The 9,371-nt window shown below is 63.4% G+C and carries 11 protein-coding genes; 2 read left to right on the top strand and 9 right to left on the bottom strand.

Annotation, left to right across the window (positions count from 1 at the left end; all coding sequences use genetic code 11):
* Positions 1-187: OmpA family protein (locus VD811_16030; protein ID HXV22493.1), on the top strand; the 187-nt coding region annotated here is incomplete at its 5' end.
* A gap of 106 nt (positions 188-293) precedes the next feature.
* On the opposite strand, the gene tatA is transcribed toward VD811_16030, so the two are convergent.
* From tatA to VD811_15985, 9 genes are all read right to left on the bottom strand, one after another.
* A complete protein-coding gene (gene tatA / locus VD811_16025) occupies positions 294-485 on the bottom strand; it encodes a twin-arginine translocase TatA/TatE family subunit (GenBank protein ID HXV22492.1) in 192 nt (63 codons plus the stop codon).
* Between the two features lie 84 nt (positions 486-569).
* On the bottom strand, positions 570-1,778 hold the full coding sequence (glp, locus tag VD811_16020; GenBank protein HXV22491.1) for a gephyrin-like molybdotransferase Glp: 1,209 nt from the start codon (positions 1,776-1,778) through the stop codon (positions 570-572).
* 40 nt (positions 1,779-1,818) lie between these two features.
* Positions 1,819-2,178 (bottom strand): LysR family transcriptional regulator, encoded by a 360-nt coding sequence (locus VD811_16015; GenBank protein HXV22490.1) that lies wholly within the window; start codon positions 2,176-2,178, stop codon positions 1,819-1,821.
* Positions 2,175-3,296: a bifunctional molybdenum cofactor guanylyltransferase MobA/molybdopterin-guanine dinucleotide biosynthesis adaptor protein MobB gene (gene mobAB / locus VD811_16010; protein HXV22489.1), complete on the bottom strand. Its 1,122-nt coding sequence runs from the start codon at positions 3,294-3,296 to the stop codon at positions 2,175-2,177. The genes VD811_16015 and mobAB overlap by 4 nt, the downstream gene beginning before the upstream one ends.
* Positions 3,297-3,463: 167 nt before the next feature.
* Positions 3,464-4,867, bottom strand: a complete 1,404-nt coding sequence (locus VD811_16005) for a heterodisulfide reductase-related iron-sulfur binding cluster (GenBank protein ID HXV22488.1) — start codon at positions 4,865-4,867, stop codon at positions 3,464-3,466.
* 54 nt (positions 4,868-4,921) lie between these two features.
* Positions 4,922-5,791 carry a universal stress protein gene (locus VD811_16000; protein HXV22487.1) on the bottom strand — a complete coding sequence of 290 codons (870 nt, stop codon included), beginning with the start codon at positions 5,789-5,791 and terminating at the stop codon, positions 4,922-4,924.
* Positions 5,792-5,807: 16 nt separating this feature from the next.
* Entirely contained in the window at positions 5,808-6,878 is a 1,071-nt protein-coding gene (gene arsB, locus VD811_15995; GenBank protein ID HXV22486.1) for an ACR3 family arsenite efflux transporter, read from the bottom strand.
* Between the two features lie 135 nt (positions 6,879-7,013).
* The gene (locus tag VD811_15990) at positions 7,014-7,436 is read right to left on the bottom strand and encodes an arsenate reductase ArsC (GenBank protein HXV22485.1); all 423 of its coding nucleotides are present in this window, start codon (positions 7,434-7,436) and stop codon (positions 7,014-7,016) included.
* A gap of 65 nt (positions 7,437-7,501) precedes the next feature.
* Positions 7,502-7,849 carry a metalloregulator ArsR/SmtB family transcription factor gene (locus VD811_15985; GenBank protein HXV22484.1) on the bottom strand — a complete coding sequence of 116 codons (348 nt, stop codon included), beginning with the start codon at positions 7,847-7,849 and terminating at the stop codon, positions 7,502-7,504.
* Positions 7,850-8,233: 384 nt separating this feature from the next.
* Here VD811_15985 and VD811_15980 point away from each other — a divergent pair.
* Positions 8,234-9,371: sigma 54-interacting transcriptional regulator (locus VD811_15980; protein HXV22483.1), on the top strand; the 1,138-nt coding region annotated here is incomplete at its 3' end.

Raw genomic sequence — 9,371 nt, 5'->3', positions numbered from 1 at the left:
CTACAACCAGCAGCTCTCGGAGCAGCGGGCCATGTCGGTCAAGAACGCCCTGGCCGGCCAGGGGGTCAATCCGGCCCGGATGTCCGCCGTCGGCTACGGCGAGAGCAGACCGATCGCCGACAACAATACCGAGTCCGGCCGACAGACCAACCGCCGGGTTGCAATCACCATCACCCCGCGCCAGTAGGCTTTTTCTTTTGTCACACACAGAAGCCCGCCTCCTGATGTTGCAGGAAGCGGGCTTCTTTTATTCTCCAAGGCGCTACGAAAGATTGTCCGAAAAAGAGAAGGGGCTATTCGTCCTTCTTTTCTTCCAGCTTCTTCTTTTCCGCATCCGCGTCCCCCTCGCCCTCCTTCATCCCTTCCTTGAAGTTACGCAGACCCTTGCCGATCGCGCCGCCAACCTGGGGCAGCTTGCCGGCGCCGAAAATGATGAGCACAAGAACGAGGATGATGATCAGTTCCTGGGTGCCGAGTCCAAACATGTCTGTTTTCTCCTGCTTGAGAGTTGAGGCGTATAATACTACACCGCTTGAAAGGAAAGCTCAACGTATACCTTGACCGGGTTCTCAGGCATGCCCCGGCGGCAGCCGGACCAGCATGATCTCGACCTCCGCGCCGGCCGCCAGTCCCGAATGGCCGCCCGCCACCGGCAGCAGGGCCTGGACCCCCTGCAGGCTGCGGTTCTGTCCCGAGCCCTGGCGGGAGGAGGGGGTAAACTCGAAGCGCCCTTCCCGTTCCAGCAGGCTGCCCCAGATGAAACGCTGGCGTTTTTCGCCGCCGTCGATCCCGGCCGTCAGGGTCGCCCGCAGGCGTGGCTGAAGCAGCCCTGAAAATCCGGCCAGCCGGCGCAGGGCGGGCCGGACAAAAAGCTCGAAGGTTGCGGCGGCGGCCGCCGGATTGCCCGGCAGGCCGAAGACCGGCCTCCCCTTGACGGTGCCGAACAGCACCGGCTTGCCCGGCTTGATGCTGACCTGCCAGAAGCCGAGCTGAAAACCGAACGCCCGCAGCGTCTCCTGCACGTAATCGCGGTCACCGACGGAGACCCCGCCGGTACTGATCAGCATGTCGGCCTGCAGGCCCCGGCCGACCCGCTCCGCCAGGTCATATTCGTTGTCCCGTGCCACCCCCAGGGGAATAACGGAACTCCCCTCCTCCTTCAGCCGGGCGGCAAGCAGGTGAAAGTTTGAGTTGACGATCTGCCCGGGACCGGGCACCTCGCCCAACTCGACCAGTTCATCGCCGGTGGAAAGCAGCGCCACCCGCGGCGCCGGATAGATCTTGACCTGCTCGATGCCGGCTGCCGCCAGCAGACCCATCTCCCCGGCGTGCAGGGGCATGCCGGTGTCCAGGAGGGCCTCGCCTCGCCCCAACTCTTCGCCCCGGCGGCGCACATGCTGGCCCGCCCGGGGAGGACGGATAATTCGGATGCGGGCAGCCTCTTCGGCCACCTCCTCCACCGGTACCACGGTATCGCAGCCGGCCGGCAGAGGCGCCCCAGTCATGATCCTCACCGCCCGACCGGGCGGGACCGGCTCCTCGAGATAACTGCCGGCCGGAACAAAACCGACCACCTCCAGTTCGCTCCCCTCCCCCTGCCTGTTCCAGGCGAAGGCGTAGCCGTCCATCGCCGAGTTGTCGGCTGGCGGCAGGTCCCAGCGGGCGACCGCCGGCTCGGCCAGAACACGGCCAAGGGCTTCGGGGAGCGCCATCTTCACCGGCGGCAACGGCTGCACGGTCTGCAGCACTACTTCGACCGCTTCCTGGTAACTCAACATAAAGGGCGACTCCGTCGGAGTGATTGCCCGCTGCAGCCTGTCATTGTCGGCCTCCCATCTTGTCACCGAAAACTTCGTCGAAGCGACCGTCGACGAATGCCTGCACACCGTTTTTCAGTTCATCGAAACGCGCCAGCAACGAGCGGGCCTCGGCGGTAAGCGTCGTCCGGCCGCCGCGGGCGCCCCCTTTATGCCGCTCGACCAACGCGCATCCGAGTTTCTTCTCCATGTTCTCGAGGTAGCTCCAGGCCTTGCGGTAGGGAATCGCCATCGCCCGCGCCGCGGCGCTGATCGAGCCCTCCTGTTCGATGAGCCGCAGCAGCCGCTCGCGCCCCTCGCCGAGCAGCGGCTCACCCTCCACCTCCAGCCAGACCTTGGAGCGCACTTCGAGCCTTTTCACCGCAGGAAGCGCCCCTCGATAAAATCACAGAGCCCCGCAGCATCGTTGATGTCGTAGACCGGCACGTCCAGCTCCAGCCGCTCATCCGAGGCGACGGCGACCAGCGTGGGATCGTGCTCCTCGCCGCGGCAGAGCAGCGTGGCGCTGCGCTCGGCGCGGTGCACCTCGATCTTGGGCATGCTGCTTTTCTTGAAGCCCTCGGTCAGCACGATATCGAGGTCGCCGCAATAACGCGCGATCGTCTCCGCCAGGGGCGGCTCCTGGCTGTCGCCGTGCTTCTTCACCATGGCGATTTTCGCCGGCGAGGTGATCAGCATGGTATCGGCCCCGGCCTGGGTGAGTCGCCAGGAGTCCTTGCCTTCGCGGTCGATATCGAAGCTGTGGGCGTCGTGCTTGATGGCGCCGACCCGCCAGCCGCGCCGCTTCAGCTCGGCGATCAATTTTTCCAGAAGGGTGGTCTTGCCGGTGCCGCTCTTGGCGACCACCGATACGACGGCTGGTTTCATGTTCAGTTCCTCCTTGCATCGCTGCAGTTCTTCGGGGGTGTTGACGTTGATCAGTGCCCGCTCCCAGCCGGTGGGAAGTTCGTCCGGTTCGAGGTAGAGCACCCGGACCTCGGGATAGAAATCGTATATCCGATAGTTCTTCGCTGCCAGCAAGGCCCGCATCGGCTCCAGACAAGACTTGCCGTAAAGGGCGAAGAGCGGCTCCAGCCCGGCGGGCGTTCTGGGGACCACGATGTCATAACCACAGCGCCTGGCCACGATGGCGCGGACCAGCTTCGGGTCGGGACAGGGCATATCGCAGGCGGCGACGAATATATAAGGGGTCTCGGCCGCCAGCAGGCCGGTATAGAGCCCGCCCAGTGCGCTGCCGGGGTAGCGGTCGGGAATACAGGGCAGGTCCGGCGCCGCCAGATCAGGCCGGTCGCCGGCAATGAGGACGTGCGGGAAGAGCGACCGGAAGACGGAGAGGATTCGCTCGAAGAAAGTGACTCCCCCGAACTCCAGCGCCGCCTTGTCCCGGCCCATGCGCGAGCTCCGCCCGCCGGCCAGGATGACGCCGGTGACATCGGTACAGATCGATGATGATGCCGTTTCGATGTGCTGATTCTGCATAACGTGGGAAATTATAGTCGGAAGGCGGGTCTGAATCAATGCAGCGTTTTGCATAATTCAGACAAAAGACAAAAGAGCCGGCCACACTTGGCCGGCTCCCACTCTCCGCTCTCGCCTCCAGGCCGCAGGCGACGGAGGAGCATTGCCCAGCCGCCGCTCTTGTCCGCTCAGTTCTGGCCAGTCTCGGCCGCCCCTCCCTGATAGGCCCGGGCCAGGATTTCCAGCGGATGGAAGACCGGATAGGGCAAGGCGTGGCGGAACTGCAGCCGGCAGCTCATGCAGTCGGTGATGATCGCCGCGGGGTCCTGTTTCCGGATCTTTTCCAGCAGGGGCCGGCCGACGGCAAGGGATTGCTCGTGGAAATCGGCCTTGAAGCCGAAATTGCCGCCCATGCCGCAGCACTCCGTGTCGCCTATCAATTCGACATTCAGGCCGGGAATCAACGCCAGCAGTTCCAGGTAGGGGCGACCCATCTTCTGCTCCCGCTGATGGCAGGGGGCAAAGTAGGCCATGCGTCCGGGCAGGGCATTGAAGCGGGTATCGAGGCGCCCCTCGGCATGCAGGCGGGCCAGGTACTCCCCGGCGTCGAAGAGATGCTCGGCGATGCCGATGCGGGCCATGGGGTCGAGAGAGGAGAAATAGCCGTCATCCTTGAGGATATTCCCGAACACCAGTTTTTTGAGGACCCTGTGCTTATTACCGCCCTGGTTCGGGTCCGGCACCTTCAGCTCATCCGCGCCGGCATTTACCGATTCCTGATAAGCCGCGGAATAATAGGCCCGCTCCTTGAGAAGCGTCTTCATAAAGAAGCCGCAGGTGGGACAGGAGCTGACCAGGTCATCTCCGGCCCGAACCGAATCGAGCAGCGTCGCCATGTTGGCGCGGGCTCGCTGCAGGGCGCCCTGACGGTCGCCTTCCACCAACTGCGGCATGCCGCAGCACTGCTGCGGCGGAACCTGGACCGTCACGCCGTTGCGCTCCAGAACCTCCACCACCGCCCGGCCGATCTGGGGAAAAAGGTAGCCGGCCGTGCAGCCGGCAAAATAGGCCACGTTGCAGTCGCCCTCTCGGCGGGCGGCCAAACCTTTTTTCTCGGCCCATCGGAAGAAACTCTCTGCCGGAAAGGCCGGGAGTTGGCGCTCCGGATGCAGGCCGGCGGCCTTGCGCAGCAGGGGGCCGACAGCCCGACTCGCCTGCAGGGCGCCCACCAGGCGGGGAAAAGTGCCGCAGAGGCGGGCCAGGCGCGGGACGTCGGTGAGCAGCCGGGTCGTGGTGGACAGGCCTTCCCTGTCGATATAGCGGCGCTTGGCCTCCATCACGTCGACCGGGACCCTGGGGCAGGGACAGAGTCCGCAGAGGGTGCAGAGTTCGGTGAGGCGGCGCAGCTGCGCTTCGGGAACAGGCACCCCGGTCTCCTTTTCCTGATCCCACAGCCGATAGAGCTCGGGGAAGAAGGCGCAATCCTCGTCCATGAGGAACCGGCAGGTATCGCAGTCGGCGCACAGTTCAATGACGCCACGGAGGATTTCCTGCGGGGTTTTTTCCGGTTTCGGTTCAGGGGAATCGGTCATTTCACTTTTCTTTCCGTTACACGTCATCAAGATGGAAAGAGCTTGGCACCCTTCTCAGGACCGGCAGGGAAAGAAGAGCACCGGCAGCTCGGCCGCGCAGGCGACCTCGTGCGCCAGGCTGCCGAGCAGCGCCTCGCGGAACAGCCCTTTGCCCTGGGTGCCCATGGCGATCAGCGAATAGGTGCCGCCGGCGGCCCGCTGCAGGATTTCCTCGCGGGGCACCCCCTCGACCAGCTCAGTCTCAACCCGCACCCCCCGGCTGGCCAGCCTTTGCCGGAGCCCCTCCAGGCGCTCCTGATCGATTCTTTTCTGCTCTTCGGCCTGCTGCCCGGAAAGGTGGATCTCCCGGTAAACCCGATCCTGCACGTGCAGCAGGGTCACCGCTCCCTTGAGGTCGGCGGCCATCTGCTCCAGGTGCCAGAAGGCATGTTCGGCCGTCTCGGAGAAATCGGTCGGGAACAGAAGGTGCGCGAAGAGCCTCTGGCAGACCGCGAAGCGGCAGTTTGCACCTTCGCCGAGAAGCTGTACGCGGGCCAGCAGCACCGGCTTTCGCGCCGTCTGCAGCAGTTTGAAAGCAACGCTGCCCAGCACAGCCCGCTGCAGGATGCCGCGGCCCCGCGAGCCGATGAGAATGGCGTCCACGTCGTGCCGCTCGGCCAGTTCGCTCAGGGTGCGGCCCGGAATGCCCAGGTGCATTTCCGTCTTGACAGCGATCCCCAGGCCTTCGAGGCTCGCTTTCTGGCGCATCAGGGGCGCCGAGGCCCCGGCCTCCATGGCATCCTCCAGCCCCGGCGTGTTGGCGACGTAGATGACGTGGGCCAGCACCGCCTGCTTCAGGCCGGTGGCCTGCAGCTCGCCCGCACATTGCAGCAGGCAGTCGGAGGCGGGGGAAAGGTCGGTGGCGATGAGCACTTTCTCGAACATGGCAGCAATCTCCCTTTCAGCGCAGCGAGGCGGGTTGCGGCTGGCCGACGAAATAGCGCCGCTGGAACCAGAAGGCCACATTGACCAGGCCGATCATCACCGGCACTTCGACCAGAGGCCCGATGACGGCGGCAAACGCCGCCCCCGAGTTGATGCCGAAGACGGCAATGGCGACGGCGATGGCCAGTTCGAAGTTGTTGCTGGCGGCGGTGAAGGCGAGGGTCGTCGTCTTGCTGTAGTCGGCGCCGACCTTTTTCCCCATGTAGAAGGAGACCAGGAACATCACCACGAAGTAGATCAGCAGCGGGATGGCGATGCGCACCACGTCCATGGGAATCTGCACGATGAGGTCCCCCTTCAGGCTGAACATGACGACGATGGTGAAGAGCAGGGCGATCAGGGTGATCGGGCTGATCTTGGGCACCACCACAGCGTGGTAGCGCTCGCGCCCCATGACCTTGACGCCGATCAGCCGGGTCAGCGCTCCGGCGATGAAGGGGATGCCGAGGTAGATGAAGACGCTTTCGGCGATCTCGCCGATGGTGATGTCGACCACCGCCCCTTCCAGGCCGAAGAACGGCGGCAGCACGCTGATGAAGAACCAGGCGTAGACGCTGAAAAAGAGGACCTGGAAGATACTGTTGAAAGCAACCAGGCCGGCGGCGTACTCCGTATTCCCCTTGGCCAACTCGTTCCAGACGATGACCATGGCGATGCAGCGCGCCAGGCCGATCATGATCAGGCCCACCATGTACTCGGGGTAGCCCTGGAGAAAGACGACGGCGAGGATGAACATGAGGATCGGGCCGATGACCCAGTTCTGTACCAGGGAGAGGCCGAGGATTTTCTTGTTGCGAAAGACGTCGGGCATCTCCTCGTAGCGGACCTTGGCAAAGGGCGGGTACATCATCAGGATCAGGCCGGCGGCGATGGGAATATTGGTCGTGCCGACGGTAAAGAGGTTGACGAAGTCTTTGACACCGGGAACCAGCCAACCGGCGCCGACCCCCACCGCCATGGCGGCGAAGATCCAAAAGGTAAGGTAGCGGTCGAGAAAGGAGAGTTTTTTTGAGATACCAGAGGACATGATGAATTTCCTTGTAGGGGCAGGCCTTGTGCCTGCCCGCCGTTGGATCGGGCAACCACAAGGGTTGCCCCTACAATTTGATAATGGGTCGGTAGGGGCGCTGCTTGCTGCGCCCGGGCACGGCACGCCGTACCCCTACGAAGCCAATTCCTTCGCGAAGAATTCCCGCATCCTCTGCCGGATCTCGTCCCGCACCCGCCGGTACTCGGGGAAGACCTCCTCCTCGCTGCCGGGCCGGCGCGACGGATCCTCGAAACCGATATGCATCCGCTTGACGCCGCCGAAAAAGAGCGGGCACTTCTCGTTGGCGTCGCCGCACAGAGTGATGACGTAATCGAACGGCTCGCCGGCGAATTCGTCCAGGGTCTTGGAGCGGTGGCCGGACAGGTCGATGCCGATTTCCGCCATCACCTTGGCCGCCAGCGGATTCACCCGAGTCGCTTCGGTGCCGGCGGAAAAGGCCTCGATACGGTCGCCGAGATCAAAGTTGACCAACCCTTCGGCCATCTGCGAGCGGCAGGAGTTGTGGGTGCAGAGGAACAGAACTTTTTTCTTCATGGGCGCTTCCCTCTTTTCGCTTTATAGTATCCGCATGGGCGGATATGGCGCTCAAAAAAAGCGGCTCAGACGCAGGCGGCTCGATCCTTTTTCGCCAGATGATTGCGCAGGGCGGCCTGATCCGTTGCGGCCTGCGGAATGGCCGCCAGCCGCACCTGGAGCAGTGCCAGCAGATCGCGGTGCAGGGTGCTTTCCTCACCCGCCAGCCGGTAGTACATCCAGACTCCCTGCCGGCGGTCTTCGACCAGGTCGGCATTGCGAAGATAGGCGAGGTGGCGGGAGACCGTCGACTGGGGCAGGGCGAGGATTTCCATCAGGTCGCAGACGCAGAGTTCGCCCGCCCCGAGCAGCGAGAGGATGCGCAGACGCGTTTCGTCGGAGAGAGCCTTGAAGAGATGAGCGATCTTTTTCATGTTGAAAACATATCCGCATAAGCGGATGGTTGTCAAGTTTCTTGCTGATAGTTTTTCCTTCCGCTTCAAATTCCGGCGGTTATTTCAGCATGAGCCCTCCCCTCTCTGTCTCCTCAACCATGCAACTATTTTACTCCCCGCGAAAATCAACGAAAAGCAAGTCGCGACCGTCCTGCCGATGGAGCAAAACGCTGCACTGCAGCGCAAAACGCCGCCATTTGCCTGGACAGGATGTTTCACGCCCAGGGGCAAAACTTCCCCTCTGCGACGTAACTCTCTGAAACAGCTGGATTATAAAATTAATTATCGCACATAAAACTTCTTGCACACATATTGCATTTATTATATATTGGATTTGTTGAATGATCGTGACGGAGCCCTGCCATGAGTGAAAATCCGCTGCCCGACCGCTGGCTGTTCGACCAGATCGCCCAAGGGATGCTCCTGCTCGACCGGGAGCGGCGCATCCTCGCCCTCAACCGCCACGCCCAGGAGTTTCTGGGCGTCCGGGAAGACGAGGCAAAGGGGAAGCACTGCTGGGACGTCACCGGCTTTTCCCTCTGCGCCGAGCAGTGTCCATTCCGCGAAGTCCTCGACAGCGGCGAGGGGCGCAAGACCCTCGGCTTCGACTGCGCCCAGGGGCGCAAGAGCGCTTCTCTCTGTCTGAACCTCACCCCGTTGCGCAGCGAGGAGGGTGAAATCGTCGCCGTCATGGAGTGCTTCCAGGACGCCTCGATGATGAAGGACCTCGCCGACCGGCTGCAGAAGCAGCAGGCGTTGCTGGCGATCGAGACGGAACGCTCGCGGACCGTGATCAACTCGATTGCCGACGGCATCTACACCGTCGACCTCGACATGCGCCTCACCGGCTTTTCGCGCAGCGCCGAGAAGATGACCGGCTACCGCGAGGAGGAGGTGCTCGGCAAGAAATGCAGCGAGGTGCTGCGCTCCAGCGTCTGCGAGACCGACTGCCCCCTGAAGTGGACCCTCAGAAACCGGCAGCCCGTCCAGAACTGCACTGCCACCCTGGTCGGCAGGGACGACCGGCGCATCCCCGCCTTCCTCTCTTCCGACCTGCTGCGGGACGCCGACGGCGAGGTGTGCGGCTGCATCGCCGTCATCCGCGACCGCAGCGAGGTGGAGTCGCTCAAGGCCAAGCTGCTCGGCGAATACTCGTTTTCCGACTTCGTCGGCAAGAGCAAGGCGATGGTCGAGATCTACGACCGCATCCGGACCGTCGCCGCCACCGAGGCGACCGTCCTGGTCGAGGGGGAGAGCGGCACCGGCAAGGAGCTGATGGCCCGGGCCATCCACTACCGCAGCCCGCGCAAGGGCGGCCCCTTCGTCAGGGTCAACTGCGCATCGCTGGCCGAAAGCCTGTTGGAGAGCGAGCTGTTCGGGCACGAGAAGGGGGCCTTCACCGGCGCCTTCAAGGAGAAGCCGGGGCGCTTCGAGCTGGCGCACGGCGGCACCATTTTTCTCGATGAGATCGGCGACACCTCCCTGGCCTTGCAGGCGAAGC

Source organism: Desulfuromonadales bacterium (genome assembly GCA_035620395.1).
Classification (GTDB): domain Bacteria; phylum Desulfobacterota; class Desulfuromonadia; order Desulfuromonadales; family DASPGW01; genus DASPGW01.
Note: the sequence above shows the minus strand (reverse complement) of the source record. Positions and strands in the feature narration are given on the sequence as shown.